Origin of the sequence: Corynebacterium amycolatum, assembly GCF_016889425.1 — a bacterium.
In the GTDB taxonomy this organism is placed as follows: domain Bacteria; phylum Actinomycetota; class Actinomycetes; order Mycobacteriales; family Mycobacteriaceae; genus Corynebacterium; species Corynebacterium amycolatum.
In genome coordinates this window covers 509,305-525,956 of the sequence record NZ_CP069513.1, presented here as the reverse complement: position 1 = coordinate 525,956, position 16,652 = coordinate 509,305, and the positions used below count along the sequence as shown (strand labels likewise).

At 61.7% G+C, this 16,652-nt stretch carries 11 protein-coding genes and 2 tRNA genes; 10 read left to right on the top strand and 3 right to left on the bottom strand.

The genetic code is table 11. The features are described 5' to 3' along the window. Nucleotides 1-392: 392 nt before the first annotated feature. The 3 genes from I6J19_RS02365 (at nucleotide 393) to I6J19_RS02355 (ending at nucleotide 5,811) form a co-directional block, all read left to right on the top strand. On the top strand, nucleotides 393-4,076 hold the full coding sequence (locus tag I6J19_RS02365; protein WP_038627298.1) for a phosphoribosylformylglycinamidine synthase: 3,684 nt from the start codon (nucleotides 393-395) through the stop codon (nucleotides 4,074-4,076). Between the two features lie 224 nt (nucleotides 4,077-4,300). Then, nucleotides 4,301-4,373, top strand: a tRNA-Arg gene (locus I6J19_RS02360). Between the two features lie 448 nt (nucleotides 4,374-4,821). Further along, nucleotides 4,822-5,811: an LLM class flavin-dependent oxidoreductase gene (locus I6J19_RS02355; protein WP_038627300.1), complete on the top strand. Its 990-nt coding sequence runs from the start codon at nucleotides 4,822-4,824 to the stop codon at nucleotides 5,809-5,811. Between the two features lie 47 nt (nucleotides 5,812-5,858). On the opposite strand, the gene I6J19_RS02350 is transcribed toward I6J19_RS02355, so the two are convergent. Together I6J19_RS02350 and I6J19_RS02345 are read right to left on the bottom strand one after the other, a co-directional pair. Beyond that, the gene (locus tag I6J19_RS02350; RefSeq protein ID WP_038627302.1) at nucleotides 5,859-6,707 is read right to left on the bottom strand and encodes a CoA transferase; all 849 of its coding nucleotides are present in this window, start codon (nucleotides 6,705-6,707) and stop codon (nucleotides 5,859-5,861) included. A gap of 9 nt (nucleotides 6,708-6,716) precedes the next feature. Then, entirely contained in the window at nucleotides 6,717-7,742 is a 1,026-nt protein-coding gene (locus tag I6J19_RS02345; RefSeq protein ID WP_038627304.1) for a prephenate dehydrogenase, read from the bottom strand. Nucleotides 7,743-7,780: 38 nt separating this feature from the next. Here I6J19_RS02345 and I6J19_RS02340 point away from each other — a divergent pair, with 38 nt between their 5' ends. The 3 genes from I6J19_RS02340 (at nucleotide 7,781) to I6J19_RS02330 (ending at nucleotide 9,218) form a co-directional block, all read left to right on the top strand. Beyond that, nucleotides 7,781-8,338, top strand: coding sequence for a tRNA adenosine deaminase-associated protein (locus I6J19_RS02340; RefSeq protein WP_005510946.1), 558 nt, complete (start codon nucleotides 7,781-7,783; stop codon nucleotides 8,336-8,338). Then, a complete protein-coding gene (gene tadA / locus I6J19_RS02335; protein WP_370547516.1) occupies nucleotides 8,328-8,894 on the top strand; it encodes a tRNA adenosine(34) deaminase TadA in 567 nt (188 codons plus the stop codon). Before I6J19_RS02340 ends, tadA begins: the two co-directional genes overlap by 11 nt. Before the next feature lie 135 nt (nucleotides 8,895-9,029). Continuing rightward, nucleotides 9,030-9,218, top strand: coding sequence for a CsbD family protein (locus tag I6J19_RS02330; protein WP_005510930.1), 189 nt, complete (start codon nucleotides 9,030-9,032; stop codon nucleotides 9,216-9,218). Between the two features lie 108 nt (nucleotides 9,219-9,326). On the opposite strand, the gene I6J19_RS02325 is transcribed toward I6J19_RS02330, so the two are convergent. After that, nucleotides 9,327-10,307 (bottom strand): diaminopimelate dehydrogenase, encoded by a 981-nt coding sequence (locus I6J19_RS02325; RefSeq protein ID WP_038627309.1) that lies wholly within the window; start codon nucleotides 10,305-10,307, stop codon nucleotides 9,327-9,329. Between the two features lie 275 nt (nucleotides 10,308-10,582). Here I6J19_RS02325 and I6J19_RS02320 point away from each other — a divergent pair. From I6J19_RS02320 to I6J19_RS02305, 4 genes are all read left to right on the top strand, one after another. Then, nucleotides 10,583-10,673 (top strand) — tRNA-Ser (locus tag I6J19_RS02320). A 424-nt stretch (nucleotides 10,674-11,097) separates the two neighbouring features. Further along, nucleotides 11,098-14,145, top strand: a complete 3,048-nt coding sequence (locus I6J19_RS02315; protein WP_038627311.1) for an MMPL family transporter — start codon at nucleotides 11,098-11,100, stop codon at nucleotides 14,143-14,145. A gap of 61 nt (nucleotides 14,146-14,206) precedes the next feature. After that, nucleotides 14,207-15,508, top strand: a complete 1,302-nt coding sequence (gene tgt / locus I6J19_RS02310; protein WP_187402533.1) for a tRNA guanosine(34) transglycosylase Tgt — start codon at nucleotides 14,207-14,209, stop codon at nucleotides 15,506-15,508. 179 nt (nucleotides 15,509-15,687) lie between these two features. Further along, complete coding sequence (locus tag I6J19_RS02305) at nucleotides 15,688-16,650, top strand: ABC transporter ATP-binding protein (RefSeq protein ID WP_187402556.1); 963 nt, start codon at nucleotides 15,688-15,690, stop codon at nucleotides 16,648-16,650. The last annotated feature ends 2 nt before the right edge of the window (nucleotides 16,651-16,652 follow it).

Sequence of the window (16,652 nt, the reverse complement as noted above, 5' to 3'; positions counted from 1 at the left end):
TGCGCGCGCTGTGGGTGCTACGTGTGCACTTGTCGATGCGCTGTTCACTTGTGGCCAGGCTATAGCGAATCGATGGGTGAACTATGCATCGATAAGACAACGAACCAGCTCCCTTGCTTCAGCAACGCGCAGCAACAGGTAGCAACGCGCAGCAACAGGTAGCAACGCGGACCTGCCGCCCGACTCACCACCTCCCTGAGCCGCCACGGCCGTACCTCCAACACCCCCGCGCAGCCTTTGCCTGGCCGAATCCGATTAGCCTGGCCTTGTACTTGGTCAATCGGGGCTTCCGCCCCGCGCCGCCTCGCACACCGGGGGACATTTTCCTATCCTGAACAGTTGCAATAGACTTAGACCCCGGTTGCCCTCCCCGTATTTCGATAGGAGCCTTGATGGACGCCCGTCTAGCCGTTCGCCGTAAGCCCGAGTTCCGCAATGAGGAAGCTACGCTGCTGTCCTCGATCGGCCAGGACGGTGAGGTGGCAATCTACTATCTCTACGATGCTTTCGATGCGACGGAGGAGGACCTCGTCGCGCTGCGTGAGTCGGTAGTTGCTGATTCGCGTGTCGACGAGCTGGTCGAGCTCCCGGCCCCCGCCGAGCTGGGGAACTACCTTGCTGTCGAGCCTCTTCCTGGCCAGTACGACCAGCGTGCCGATGCCGCCGAGCAGGCCCTGCGTCTACTCCGCCCGGAAACCCGCGCGCAGATCACCTCGGCAACGCTGTATGTTTTCGACTCTCCGGTGAATGACGCCGTACGCTCCTTCCTCATTAACCCGGTCGAGTCGGGGGAGAAGAACCTGAGCGTCCTGCGCCGTCCGAGCATGGGCGAGATTGAGCCGCTGAAGGAGTACCCGGGCTTCACAGAGCTGGATGACGAAGGCCTGGCCGAGCTGCTCGCAGCCGACGGCATGGCCATGTCGCTGGCCGATCTGAAGACCATCCAGGACTACTTCCGCTCCGAGGGCCGCACTCCGACCGAGGTGGAGCTGTCCGCACTGGATACCTACTGGTCAGACCACTGCCGCCACACCACCTTCAACACCGAGCTGACCTCCATCGAGAACAACGAGCCGCGCTTTGCCGCGCAGTTGGATCGCGCGCTGCGTCGCTACGACGAGCTGCGTGAACTCAACGGCCGCACTCACAAGCCACGCACCCTGATGGATATGGGCACCATCATGGGCCGCGAACTGCGTCGCACGGGCGTTATGGATGACCAGGAAGTTTCCGAGGAAATCAACGCCTGCTCCGTCTATGTCGACGTCGAGGGCGATGACCGCAAGTGGCTCCTCATGTTCAAGAACGAGACCCACAACCACCCGACCGAGATCGAGCCGTTCGGTGGTGCCTCCACCTGTCTCGGCGGCGCGATCCGTGACCCGCTGTCAGGCCGTTCCTGGGTCTACCAGGCCATGCGTCTGTCCGGCGCAGGTGACATCAACACCCCGCGCGAGCAGACCCTCGAGGGCAAGCTGCCACAGCGCGATATTTCCTCTCGTGCCGCAGCCGGCTACTCCTCTTACGGCAACCAGATCGGTCTGGCCACCACTGGTGTGCGCGAGCTGGTCCACCCGGGATACGTCGCTAAGCGAATGGAACTCGGTGCCGTCGTCGCCGCTGCCCCGGCAGACAACGTCAAGCGCCTTGAGCCTGCGCCGGGCGATGTGGTGATCATGCTCGGTGGCCGCACCGGCCGTGACGGCGTCGGCGGTGCGACCGGCTCGTCGAAGGCCCACGATGAGGACTCGCTGGGCCGCTCCGGCGCCGAGGTGCAGAAGGGTAACCCGGTCAACGAGCGCAAGATTCAGCGCCTGTTCCGCCGCGAGGATGTCGCTACCAAGATTGTCCGCTGTAATGACTTCGGCGCTGGTGGCGTGTCCGTTGCGGTCGGTGAGCTGGCTGACTCCATTGACATTCACCTCGAGCGCGTGCCACTGAAGTACGCCGGTCTGAATGCTCGCGAGATTGCAATTTCCGAGTCCCAGGAGCGCATGGCGCTGGTCGTGCGCCCGGAGGACGCCGACTTCATCATCGCCGCCGCTGCCGAAGAGAACATCGAGGCAGTCGCGCTGGCAGATATCACCGACACCGGTCGGCTGCGCATGTTCATGGGCGACGAGGTTGTCTTCGACCTCTCCCGTGAGTTCATCGACACCAACGGCGCTGACCGTGCCCAGAACGTCGAGATGGTTGCTGCGGAGGGCGGCGTCGTAAAGCAGGCACCGGCGAGCGTGCTGGAGTCGCTGCGTGCGGCGACGGCGGGCTCCCAGGAGGGCATGATCGAGCAGTTCGACTCGACCGTCGGCCGCTCCACCGTGCTCATGCCATACGGTGGTGCGACGCAGAAAACCGACGAGCAGGCGTCGATCCAGACGCTGCCGGTCGATGGCGGCACGAGCACCGCGTCCGTCATGACTTGGGGTTACTCGCCATCGCTTGCCGACGAGTCCCCGTACCTCATGGGCTCCTACTCCGTCGTGGAGGCACTGGCTAAGCTCGCAGCGGCCGGTGGCGATCCGCGCGGTGCCTGGCTGAGTGTGCAGGAGTACTTCCAGCGCCTGGACCAGGATCCGCAGCGCTGGGGCGAAGTTGCGCAGGCTCTGCTCGGTCTGCTCGAGGCTCAGGATGGCTTCCAGGTTGCGGCCATTGGCGGTAAGGACTCCATGTCCGGCACCTACGGCGAGGACCTGCACGTGCCGGCGACACTGGTGACCTTCGCAGTTGCCGCGATGGACGAGACCGACGCCATATCCGCTGCAATCCCGGCCGGTAACTTCGACCTCTACCTGTTTGCGCACAAGCCGCTCGAGTCCGGGGAACCGAACTACGAGCAGCTCAACGAACTATTTGCCGCTGTGCGTGAGCTGCGTCCGGCTGCGGCCTCGGCTGTTACCAACGCGGATCTGGCCGCGACTCTGGTCAACATGGCTGTGGGCAATGGCGTGGGCCTTGAGGTATCGCTGACGGAGGCTCCGCTGGGTTCCATCGTTGTGGCTGTTCCGGCTGGTCAGGCTGTTGAGGGTGCTGGTGCGGGGGCTGGTGCGGGGGCCGTGAAGATCGGTGCCACCGACGAGTCGGGCACGCTGCGCTTCGGTGCGGAGTCCTTCACTGTTTCGGAGGCCCTGGAGGCGATGGAGTCCGGTTACCGCGAGGTCTTCCCGCTCAATGAGTACGAGGGCGAGCCCCTGCCGGAGTTCGCCAACCAGGTCAACGAGACCGAGACCGACCTGCAGAGCCCGGGCAAGAAGGATGTCCACGTACTGCTGCCGGTCTTCCCGGGTACCAACTCCGAATACGACATGGCCGAGGCATTCGTCGCAGCTGGCGCTACCTACGAGTTCCACGTGATCCGCAACCTGACCCCGGCAATGCTGGCGGAGGACACGAAGGCGTTCATCGAGAAGCTCAAGGACGCTGACATCCTGGCGTTCTCCGGTGGCTTCTCCCTGGGTGATGAGCCGGACGGATCGGCTAAGTTCATCGCCGCGTTCCTGCGTTCCGACGATGTCGCAGCCGCCGTCAAGGAGTTCGTGGCCGGAAACGGTCTCGTGCTCGGTATTTGTAACGGTTTCCAGGCGCTGGTCAAGTCCGGTTTCCTGCCGTATGGTGACCCGGCGCAGCTCCGCGAGGACTCGCCGACCCTGGCCCACAATCGCCAGCTGCGCCACGTTTCCCGCATCGCCACCACCCGCGTGGCAACCGTGAATTCCCCGTGGCTGCGCGGTTTCGAGCCGGGCCAGACCCACCTCATGCCGGTTTCTCACGGTGAGGGCCGTTTCGTGGTTTCCGAGGACGAGGCTCGCCGACTGTTTGAGGCCGGTCAGGTCGCTTTCCAGTACGTCGATACTGGTGGCGATGCCGACGGTGGTGCCGAGGGCGTGCCGACGATGGCAGCGCCAGCCAACCCGAACGGTTCCTCCTACGCCATTGAGGGCATTGTCAGTGCCGACGGCAGGATCCTGGGCAAGATGGGCCACCCGGAGCGTTTCCGCGAGGGCCTGATGCGCAACATTCCGGGCATTGGTGAGCAGGACATCTTCGGCAACGCTGTCCGCTGGGTCCGCGGCGAGTAGTTCCTCGGTTTCTCCGGTCCGCGCCGGTGCTGGCCTCGGGGTCGGTTAGACCGGGGTAACCGCAACGAAACCTGTTGTTAATGTGCAACGAATATGTACTTGAATAAGTGCCCAAAAAGGTTGCGTGAACAGGCGATTTTGTAAAACTTCGCAGGATGAGTAAAGTATCTATTCGTTGCAGGGGCCGAGGGAATTACCCCAGAGCCGCTGAATAACAACAAAATGCGCCCGTAGCTCAACGGATAGAGCATCTGACTACGGATCAGAAGGTTAGGGGTTCGAATCCCTTCGGGCGCACAAAGCAGACCCGCACCGATAAAGTGCGGGTCTTTTTGTCTGCCCGACTTGTCGATGGTTTTCGGGCACTTATGCGCGCGGTATTGGCTCTGCCTGCGCTCATGTCGATGAGCTATTCACTTGTGGCCAGGCTATAGCTCATCGATATGTGAATATCTCATCGACAGGTGAGGGGCGGAATTGACAGGTGAGGGGCGGAGCGGAGAATCAAGCAGGGAACTAGAATATTCGTGCCTTTTTCGTAAGTGAAGTCGACACGAAGTTCGCATTTCCGCCCACCCGCACCCGCAAACGGCCACCGCCCACCCGCAAACCGCCACCTGCCACCCGCACCCATGAGCCCGTCCACCCACGAGCCACCCCAAACCCTCAAACCCCAAACCCCAGCGCCTCAGTATTCGAAACATCTCAAACTCGCAATATCTGCCTAACGGTCTACAGTGGAACCATGATTCGTACTGAGTCCATTCTTGACCTTGCTACCGTAGCCTCGGGGCAGTCCCACGCTGACGCCCTGCAAGGCTCCATTGATTTGGCACAGACTGCGGAAAAGGCCAGTTATCAGCGTATTTGGTACGCAGAACACCACAATATGAACTCCATCGCGTCCTCGTCGCCGGCCGTTCTTATCGCAGCCGTGGCTGCAAAAACTGAGAGCATCACCCTCGGCTCCGGCGGCGTCATGCTGCCGAATCACGCACCGCTGACGGTCGCGGAGCAGTTCGGAACTCTCGCGAACCTGTACCCGGATCGCATCGAGCTTGGGCTGGGTCGCGCACCGGGCACTGACCAGGCCACTATGCGCGCGCTGCGCCGTGACCCGCGCTCTTCCGATTCCTTCCCGCAGGATGTGCAGGAGCTGCGCGGTTACCTCTCCGATGAGTCGCTGATCAAGGGCATCAACGCAATCCCGGGTCGTGGCACGCATGTGCCGCTGTACATTCTGGGCTCCTCTCTCTTTGGTGCTCAGCTCGCAGCCGCACTCGGCTTGCCGTATGCATTTGCTTCGCACTTCGCTCCGGACGCGCTTCGCGATGCCATTGCGGTCTACCGCGAGCAGTTCCAGCCTTCGGAGCAGCTGGATAAGCCGTACGCTTTTGCGGCTATGAATGTGATTGCGTCGGAAAGCGAAGAGGATGCGCACCAGCAGTACTTCGCTACCCGCAGGAACATGGTCAGGCGTTTCCTCAGCCGCGGTGGGCATCATCTCACTGACGATGAGGCGGAGATTCTGATGGATACTCCGCAGGGGCGCCAGGTGCAGAATATGTTCCGTCATACGGCAGTCGGCACGGTGGCGCAGGTGCGTGAGCAGATTGCGCAGTTCGGTGAGTACTCGACGGCGGATGAGCTAATCGTGGCTCATCAGTCGTTGAAGGTTCCTGACCGACTGCGTTCGGTAGAGCTCACCGCGGAGGCCGTGGGGCTGAGCGCGTAAGGCTCCAGGCCCCCGGCGCCTCGAGGCGCGGGGCTTTAGCTTTCCGCTTACTCCACTGCAGCCAGCGGTAGCGCTTTTTCGCTGGCAAACTGCATTATTTCGGCATTGGTGCGCTCGCTGAGGAAGGCTGCGAGTTCCTCGCGGTTGCTCGCGCCAGTGGCCTCGGTCAGGGCGGCGGCAAAGTGCGGCTCCAGCGCTGCCACGGCCGCGTAGCCATCGGCGCTGGGGTAGAGGCCGTACGTCCACAGGCCGCCACCGAGTAGTCCGCCGGGCGCCGTCATGCCGTACTTCAGCGGCGCGGCACCGGTCTCACCAGCCTGCTTCAGGCCGATGCGGCAGTGCAGTCCAGACTGCTTTACGACGTCCGCCCCAGCACCTGCCCGCTTAATCAACCCGGCAAGGGCAGCGGTGACCGCAAAGTGTGCGCCCAGAATGTCGCCCAACAGCACCGGGGGCATGGCCGGAGGCGTGAGGGTTCCGGCCTCCGCCTGGTAGGTCAGGTCATGGCCAGGCGTTTCTGGAGCTTCGGTATCACCGACAATGTCGATATGTACCGGCCCATTCGGGCGCTCGTGGAGACCCGCCAGTCCCATGCGTTCCAGCGCGGAGGGGCGAACCGAGGTGATGACCACATCGGCCTCATCGATCAGTGAGCTCAGCTGTGCGCGGCCCTCATCGCTCTTCAGATTCGCCTGGATAATCTCGTGACCTGCGGACATAGCTTCGTACCAAGGGCGGCCGAAGGAACCGAGCGGGTCGCCTGTGGGTGGTTCGACCTTAATCACCCGGGCGCCTAGCTGGCCCAAGTGCTGAGCGGCCAGTGGTCCCGGAACGTTAATGGCGAAGTTGACGACAGTGATGCCTGCGAGGCTGGTGTGCAGCTCGGGGGAAAACATAGTTCCACACTAGAACACATCTATCTGCCCGCCGACGCTTTCGGCCAACTTCAACTGGTTGATCCAGCCGCCCTCGCCGACGCGCAGTCGGAAAATCGGGCGGTGAGCAGGGCGAGCCTCGTAGCGGACACGGGCAATCTGACCGGTTTTGGCCAGGTCCATAGCGGTTCCCTCGGTGGCCAACTGGGTGCGCGCGGCGGTGAGGCGCTCGATGACGTCGTCAAGCGCGGTGAGCACGGGTTCGGTGTTGTTCTCACACCAGGACATGACCATGTCAGGAGCAGCGGCGGCGACGCGGGTGCAGTCGCGGAAAGAGCCGGCTGCAAGCGAAATGGCCAGGGGGCCACCGGCTTCACCGGCGGCGGCAATTGCGTAGGCCGCTAGGTGTGGCATGTGGGAGATGCGGGCGACGCTGGCATCGTGGTGATCGCTCAGCGCTGGAATGAGTTGACTGCCAAGAGCTGCTCCCAAGTTGGCGACCTGCGAAAAGACTTCAATCCAGCGCTCCGGGACGGGCTCGCCCGCAGCATCGGTAGCAGCTGCCAGGTCGTAGGTGATGACCCAGGGGGCACCGTCGAAAAGCCCTTCGAGCGTGGCGGACCAGCCCGCCTGCGCAGAACCCGCCATCGGGTGCGCGCCGACGAAGCGTTCCTCCATGCCACGCGCGGCGACCTCGGCGGCGACGGCGGCCTTCACGGAGACCACATCCGTGATGCCACAGCTGGGGGCGTGCTCGTTGATGGCATCCAGCATCGCGCCGACGACCGTCATGGGGGTGCCGATAACGATGAGTGCGCCGCTGGCCTCAGCGCGTTCGAGAGTGGCCTGAAAATCCGTGCTGGCATCGAATCCCTCCTTCGTGGCTTCCTCGACCGTTGCAGACGAGCGATTCCAACCGAAGCATTCGACGTTATGGGCCCGCAGATCGCGCATCATGGAGCCACCGATGAGGCCCAAACCGAGGATGCATACCGCGGGTAGTTGTGCAGCTGACAGGGAGGACGAAGCAGGGGAGGGGGACTCGAAATTGCTCACCTGACAAGCATGACATACAGCGACTAGCGTTGTGGGTTATGAGCACGACCTTTTCCGGAGGGTACACCTCCGATGACGACCGCTCCTTCGCGGTTGCCGTAACTATGGGGGAGCGCGGTTGGCGCGTCGTCGATCTTGGGGACGACGCCACCGATTCCCTCGCCGACGCTGCACAGGCGCTGCGCAATCTGCGTTCGGAACGCGCCGCTGTCGGAATGCTCAATATCGACGACGATTACTTTATTCTCGTGCGCCAGGGCGTTGGGTCGCTGCGCGTTGTGCTTTCCGACGCCACCGCCGCCGTCACCGACGACATTGCGGCAGATGTGTTCGACGAGCTGGATCTGGATATCCCCGACCTCGACGAGGACGAGCTCGACGATGTCGACGCCTGGGCCGAAGGAGATATGGATATCCTCGCTGACCTGGGCTGTTCGGAGGAAGCCCTGGAGTCCATCTGTGACGATCAGTCGCTGTGGGCGTCCGAGCAGCTTCTTGCCATTGCCGAGGAGCTGGGGTGCGCCGAGGAGCTCGCCGATGTCGCCGACCTGGATTACGACGGTGACGATGACGACTACGACCCCTATGACGACTAACCCTGACAAAGGTCATCTGGCCGGGCGGCCAAGCGCCCTTGCGGCCAGCCAGCCAGCTGGTCGGCCAAGCGCCCTGCCCCGTCGAAAACAGGACATTCTCGACGAAGAGTGGATGCGCCTGGCTATCGCCGAAGCTGTTCACACGGCCCCCGGGGATGTGCCGGTGGGAGCTGTGGTCGTGGATGCCGAGGGCAGGGTTGTGGGCCGGGGCTCGAACCGTCGGGAAGCGGATGGTGACCCACTTGCCCACGCCGAAGTCATTGCGTTGCGCGAGGCCACCCGCGCTGTTGGTGACGGCTGGCGGCTGGAGCAGTGCACGTTGGTCGTGACACTTGAGCCGTGCGTGATGTGCGCCGGCGCGTGCGTCATGGGGCGCGTGGGGCGCGTGGTCTTCGGCGCGTGGTCGCCCAAGACCGGCGCGTGCGGCTCTATCGCCGATGTCATCCGCGATCCCGCCCACGCATTCACGCCGCAGGTGCGCGGGGGTGTGCTTGCCGACGAATGCTCCGTTTACCTGCGGGAATTCTTCGAACGGCAACGGCAGTCGGAAGCGTGAGCGGGGTCACAGTTAGGTCACAATTCCCACTGTGGCCGTGACGAGTCTTCATTTTCACGTACCGTCGGAACTAGTGGGGCTGCTAGACGGTGGCTCTAGAGAATAGATAAGTCGTTTACATAGGAGGCTTACATAATGAGCGAGCTGCAGAACAAGGCCGACGAGTTGGGCGGCAAGGTTAAGGAAGCTGCCGGCGACGCCGTTGGCAACGACGACCTGGCAAACCAGGGCAAGGGCGAGCAGGCTGCGTCCAAGGTCAAGCAGGGTGCTGAGGACCTGAAGGATAAGGCCACTGAGACCTTGGGCAAGCTGACTGACAAGTAAAGCGCTTAGCTCTCGGGTAGAGATAACCCCAACCGTCTCCGCTTCTGATGTGCGGAGACGGTTGGGGTTCTTTGTGTTTCGATGGCCGGCTGTCAGCGTTGGGGCTGGCTACAGCTTCTGAGCCACCAGGTCATCCAGTGGTTCGGCGGACAGTAGGTACGGGGCGATCTCGAAGACGGTACGGGCACCAGTCTCGCCAGCCTGCTTCAGGCGGTAGGCAGCGCGACCGTAGGCAACCTGGACGGCTGCGGTGAAGTCGGGGTTGCGCTCCAGTTCGAGACCGAACTTGATGACGTGACCGGAGGTACCGGCCTGGCCACGGGTAATGACCTGGCCGCCGTGCGGCATGCCCTGGTGGTCGCGGTCGAACTCCTCTTCAGAGATGAAGTCCACGATGGTCTCGTATGGGGCAAAGTAATCCGGCATGGTCACGATGGTTTCGCGGATCTGCTCCTTGAGCTTGGCGTCCTCGTCGGCGTTGCCGGTTTCTTCAGCGACGACGAAGCAGTGGCGCAGGTGGCACTCGTTACCCTTCAGGTCTGCGCCCTCGCCCTTCTTCACGGCCTCGATGGCTTCCGGGTTCGGCTTGGTGTACTGGACCCCCTTCTTCACTCCCGGCACACGACGCACGGCATCGGAGTGGCCCTGCGACAGGCCCGGCCCCCAGAAGGTCATCTGGTCTGCGCCCGGCAGGATGGCAGCGCCCAGGACGCGGTTCAGGGAGAACAGGCCCGGGTCCCAACCGGTCGAGATCATGGCGATGTTGTCACCCTCACGAGCGGAGGCGTCCATGGCCGCGCGGTGCTTCGGAATCTCGTGGTGGTTGTCGTAGGTGTCGACCGTCGTAAAGTTCTTTGCTAGCTCAGGGGCCTGCTCCGGGACATCGGTGGCCGAGCCGAGGCACACGAACAGCACGTCTACCTCGTCCTTGTACTTTTCGACATCCGCAGCCGGGAGCACGCGGGCCTCAGTGTCCAGCGAATCGCGACGGGAGAAAACACCGACGAGTTCCATATCCGGCTGGTCGGCAATGACCTTTTCGACGCTGCGGCCCAAGTTGCCGTAGCCGATGATGGCGGAACGAATCATGAGGGAGAACCCTTTCTGTGTGGCTGCACTTCTGTGTTTAAGTTTCTAGATTTCAAGCTACAGACTATTCCTTCATATCTCAGAGGGCGTTGGCCACCCCGAAGAGTGCGGTGGTTTAAGTGAATGGTGCAGTAGATGGAGTGATTTGGGATGGCGGGGCTGTGGTTCTTTGTGAACGGCTTGGCGGAGGACCGGCGGTGTCGACTGTGCGGACAGCTGAGCCTTCTGACCTGGGGATTTGGTAGATAAAGGGGCTACCTGTAACGTTTTCTAGCGGTGACGTGTCCGAGCGGCCGAAGGTGAAGCACTCGAAATGCTTTGTGCGGTAACCCCGTACCGAGGGTTCAAATCCCTCCGTCACCGCCAATAAAACCCCCGGTGGTTCCTTTAAGTAGGAGCCTCGGGGGTTTTGCATTTAATCGGTCCTGAGTGCCTGAGCGTGGTGGGGGTGCAAGAGGTGTTCGTCGTAAAGCGGTAAAGGGCGAGGTGTCCGACCGGCGCACCTAAATCACAAAAATAACATCAGTAACACACACCCCATTGTTCACGTTCATCCGGGAAGTCCGCTACTCTTAGCAAAAGTATTTCCGGTTTTTATGTCGTGCCCGCCCCCAATGACCACGTCAGCGCCAGAGTTGATGTTGGCCAATCCGGGGTGGTCGCTAGCATCGGAGTAGCGAAGAGGCTTCAAACTGCAGGTAAAGTCCGAGGGAGTGCCTGGTTAGCGCGAACTTGGGGAAGCTGCAGTTGGGGCGGTCCAGGCGAATATTAGACGTAAGGGAAACTTGACATGGCAAAGGCCTTGTTCAAACTCGGCAGGTTCTCCTACCTGCATAAATGGACTGTGATCATCGCGTGGTTCCTGATTTTGGCAGGGCTGGGCGGTGCAGTTGCCGCATTCCAGAAGGGGTTCATCGACCAGTTCTCGATCCCCGGCATGCCGTCGGCAACGGCTTCGCACGTGATTGAGGAAAAGTTCCCCGATGTTCCGAACCCAATTCGAGAGCAGCGTATTTATGTCGCCTTCGAGGCTCCTGAGGGGCAAAGGCTCGATGACCCACAGAATAAAGAGGCTGTTGACCGGGTCATTAACGGCATCCGCGACAATGTCGGCCAAATCGCCGATGATTTGCAACTTCACAACCCGGTAGACCTTAATCCGAAGATGCAGGCGATGGTCAAGGAACAGGGCATGGCCGCTGGCCTGCCCAAGGATGTTGCCGAGGCCGACGCCAATGCCTTGCGTACCGTGTCCGATGACGGCCGCTACGGTATTTCCACCTTTGTTTTCGATGCCAAGATGCCACAGGATATCGAGCCAGAGAATATGCAGGCGCTTCTCGACGCCATGCAGGCCGGTCGTGACGCAGGCATCAAGGTCGAGGCCTCTGGCCCAGGCATGCAGCCCGCGATTGAGGTAGCTCCGATCTCAGAGATTGTCGGTGTGACCGTGGCGTTTATCGTGCTGGTTGTCACCTTCGGCTCTCTGGTGGCCTCGTTCCTGCCTATTGTGACGGCGGTAGTGGGCATCATCATCGGTGTCTTTGGCGTGACGCTGATGACCGCATTCACTGACGTCAACTCGATTACCCCGGTGCTGGCCGTGATGTTCGGTCTGGCCGTCGGTATTGACTACGCACTGTTCATCCTCTCTCGCTACAGGGCAGAAAGAGCCCGAGGGATGACCAACGAAGATGCCATCGGCATGGCGACCGGTACGGCTGGCTCCGCTGTGGTTTTCGCAGGCCTCACCGTGATTGTCGCGCTGGCAGCGCTGACGGTTGCCAAGGTGCCGTTCATGTCCCTGATGGGTATTTCGGCGGCAATCACAGTGGCCTTCACAGTGCTGGTCTCCCTGACCCTGCTGCCGGCAGTTATGTCTCTGCTGGGGGATAAGGTCTTCGCTGGTCGTGTGCCCGGTGTTGCTGGCAACCCCTCGCGCAATCCGCGCAAGGGGCGCCGCTCTTCCTTCTTCGGTGAGATGACGATGGGGCGCCGTTGGGTCACCTTCGTGCACAAGGCTCCAGGGCTGTTCCTGGTCGGCTGCATCGTCTTGCTGTTGGCGTTGGCCTACCCGGCCATGCACTTGAAGCTGGCGCTGCCGTCGGACTCTACTGCAGCTAAGGACAGCACGAACCGCAAGGCCATCACCATGATTGAAGAGGGCTTCGGCGCGGGACGTAACTCGCAGCTCATCATTATTGCCAAGTCGGACGATGTGAAGCCCGATGCGCCGGTGCTCAAACCGCTTATCGAGTCCCTGAAGCAGACCAACCCGGAACTCTCTGACATCGAGGCCGCCCGCAAGGCTTCCTATAGTTACGCTGTCGACCAGTTCAAATCCAACGTCGGTGTCGAGCACATCCAGATGATTGGCATGAATCATGACGGCACTGCGGTCAAGATGATCATGACCCCGAAGTCGGGTCCGCTCGATCCTGCGACCAAGCAGCTGATGAACGCGGTGCGCGACCAGCAGAAGCAGATTGAGCAAACCACCGGCCTATTCACCGGTGTCACTGGTCTGGTGCCTATTGAAATTGACATCACTGACCGACTCCAGGGCGCAATGCCGCTCTACTTGGGCGTTGTCGTGGGTCTGGCAGTAATTCTGCTGCTGATGATTTTCCGTTCCCTGATGGTGCCAGTGACTGCCGGTGTGGGCTTCTTGCTCTCTGTCGCAGCCGCATTCGGTGTCACAGTGGCATTTTTCCAGGATGGCCTCTGGGGTGTGATTAGCACTCCGGGTCCGCTGGTCAGCTTTGTGCCAATCTTCCTCATTGGTGTGACGTTCGGTTTGGCCATGGACTATCAGGTCTTCCTGGTTTCCCGCATGCGCGAGCATTACACCCACAACAAGGGTGAATCCTCGCCAGAGTCGAAGTACAACGCGGTCGAAGAATCGGTCGTCGAGGGCTTTACTCTCGGCGCTCGTGTGGTCACGGCCGCTGCGATTATTATGATCTCCGTCTTCGCGGCGTTCGCCGGGCAGCCCCTGGCGATTATTAAGGTATTCGGTTTCGCGCTGGGTGCCGCAGTGCTTTTCGACGCCTTCGTTATCCGCATGACGTTCATCCCGGCAGCCATGTTCTTGCTTGGCCGCGCTACGTGGTACATGCCGAAGTGGCTGGACAAGGTGTTGCCTTCTGTGGATGTCGAAGGCTCCGCCCTGGAAGAGGTTTCCGAGGAGCTGGTGGAGAAGGGCCGCCGGGAGCGTATGGCTCGCGGTGAGTCCCTGTTGCCCGAAAGTGAAGGTGCCGGGCGTGGCTTTGGCGACGCTGACGAGGACGAGGACGAAACAGACAGTGCCGATGGTGAAGTCGGTGCTGGTGCAGAGGGGGCAGCCGCTGCAGCTGGTACAGGGGGTACAGCGGGCGGCACTGCTGTGGCTGTCGCGACCAAGAAGCGTAACCGCTGGATTCCGAAGCGGAAGAAGGCAAAGCTGGAGGAAGTCGAGCAGGCTGACCAGGCTGAGCAGACTGAACAGGCCGAACAACCTGAGCGCTCCGAGCAGGCCGAACCGTCCGCCCCGACGGCACCAGCTGAGCCTGAGCAGGCCGAACAGCCGGAGCCGACTGAGCAGCCGGAGCAGGCAGAGCCGACCGAACAGCTCATGCAGGCAGCGCCAGCTGAACCAACCGACGCCCAGCCGAACCCGGAAAATGCCAAGGATATCGAGGTCCGTCCGTACTACAGCCCGGCTCGTAAGCGAAAGAAGATTACGGTTGCGGAACTGATGAAGCGCGAAGGACTCGAAGAGGAAGCGCCACGTCGTAGCCGCGCCGTGTGGGACCCGGAAAACGCTATTCAGCCCGAGGAAAACGACAGCGCTGAGTAACTTGCGAATAGTACCCAGGTAACCTCAATGCATTAGCACTGGACCACAACCAAGGAGCTTCATGTCGCAGTCGAGGACGACGGGCTTTGACGTCGTAAAGCAAATCGAAGGCGCGCGCGGACGTGCTGGCACCATCCACACCCCGCATGGCGATATTGCTACGCCGGCGTTCATTCCGGTCGGCACGAAGGCGACCGTGAAGACACTCACGCCCGAGCAGGTGCGATCCACCGGCGCGCAGGCGATGCTGTCGAACGCGTACCACCTGTACCTGCAGCCCGGCGAGGAAATCGTCGACCAAGCCGGCGGATTGGCTAAGTTCTCCAACTGGAACGGTCCGACGTTCACCGACTCCGGTGGATTCCAGGTGCTCAGCCTCGGCGCGGGCTTTAAAAAGACCCTCGCGATGGACGTCACTGGCATGCAGAAAGACGACATCGTCGCCGAGGGCAAAGAGCGCAACGCGTTCGTCGATGAGGACGGCGTGACTTTCCGCTCGCACATCGATGGCTCCGAGCACCGTTTCACGCCGGAGGTGTCCATGCGTATTCAGCACGCGCTGGGCGCTGACATCATGATGGCATTTGACGAGCTCACCACGCTCATGAACACCCGCGGCTACCAGGAGGCGTCCGTCGCGCGCACGCACCGCTGGGCGCGCCGTTGCCTGGAGGCTCACAACGAGCTGACAGTTTCGCGCGGTCAGGTCGACGGGCACGTCCATTCGCTTGACGACGGCCAGTTGCCCATCCAGCAGTTATTCGGTGTCGTGCAGGGTGCGCAGTACGAAGACCTGCGCCGCAAGGCCGCCCGCGGGCTGGTCGAGCTCTCCCGCGAGTTCGAGGACGCCAGCCAGCTCGGTTTCCACGGCTATGGCATTGGTGGGGCGATTGAGAAGCAGAATCTGGGCCTGATCTGCGGTTGGGTCAATGACGAGCTTCCCGACGACCGCGCCCGCCACCTACTGGGAATCTCGGAGCCGGACGATATTTTCGCCGCTGTCGGGGCCGGTGCCGACACCTTTGACTGTGTGGCTCCGACCAGGCTTGCCCGCCGTGGTGGTGTGTACACGCTCGATGGCCGGATGACCTTGACCAATGCCCGTTTCAAGAACGACTTCCGCCCCGTGGACGCGGAGGTGCCCTCCTACACGTCGCTGAATTATTCCCGGGCCTACCTGCATCATTTGTTGAAGGCCAAGGAGTATCTGGCCGGCACGCTGTGCACGATTCACAACCTGTTTTTCATGGTCAAGCTGGTGGAGAACATTCGCGCTGCAATCCTGGAGGACCGGTTCTTCGAGTACCGCGATGAGTTCATGGGCCGCTACTACGCCAATGGCGGCCGCGCGGTGGGGAATTAGCGGCTGAGGACTGGGGTGGGGCTAGACTTCTAGCTTTTCGCACTTCACGACAGCCATGTCACCTCGTGCCAGCTGTGGAGGTGGCATGAGGTGACACCCGTGTCGTGAAGTGGAACTTGGGCCCGGGGACCTCAAAACTAGACCTAGCTCTACTGCGCGAGGCAGTCTCAACCGGCATCATGGAGGGCATGATCACGGTTGAACGACTCAGCAAGAAGTACGGCTCGAAATTAGCCGTCGATGACCTGTCCTTCACCGTTCCCGACGGTGTAGTGACAGGTTTTCTCGGCCCAAACGGCTCCGGCAAGTCCACCACCATGCGCTGCATGCTGGGCCTCGATGCCCCGACCACGGGCCAGGCCTTGTTCACCGGGACGGATTCACAGGGCAACACCTACAGCAACCAGCCCTTTTCCACGCTGAAGAATAAGCCCAGCGTCGCGGGCGCAATCCTGGATGCGACGTGGCACAACAAGGCTCGTTCGGGTCGTGCTCATCTGCGGGCCCTCGCCCGCGGCGCCGGCATCCCCGACACCCGTGTGGAGGAGTGCCTCGAGCAGGTCGGTATGACCGAGGCGGCGAAGGACAAGGTCGGCGGCTATTCGCTGGGTATGAAGCAGCGTCTGGGAGTGGCGGCGGCTCTGCTCGGCAAGCCGCAGCATCTGATCTTGGATGAGCCGGTCAACGGCTTGGACCCGGAAGGCGTCTCGTGGATGCGCCACACCATCAAGGCCCTGGCAGCACAGGGCTGCGCTGTTCTCGTGTCGTCGCACCTCCTTTCCGAGATGCAGCTCACCGCCGACCGCATTGTCGTCATCGGTCGCGGCCGCATGATCGGCGAGTACACCATGGACGAATTCCTCGCCGACGGCACGGTCGTCGAAGTTGAGGTCGATGATCCGGCTCGGCTGCTGCAGGCGTTGGGGCCGGTGGCGCGTGGGGTTGACGTCGATAAGCAATTGCGCATTCCGCTTTACGACGGCATCAGCGAGCAGCAACTCCGCCGCGACATTGCGGCTGCTGCCCTGCGTGAGGGGCTGCTGGTGACGCGGTTGAACACGAAGCGCGACAACCTAGAGGAAAAGTTCCTGGCTGCGACCCAGGAATCGCAGGAGTACCGCGCGCAGGCGATTGGGCAGTAGGG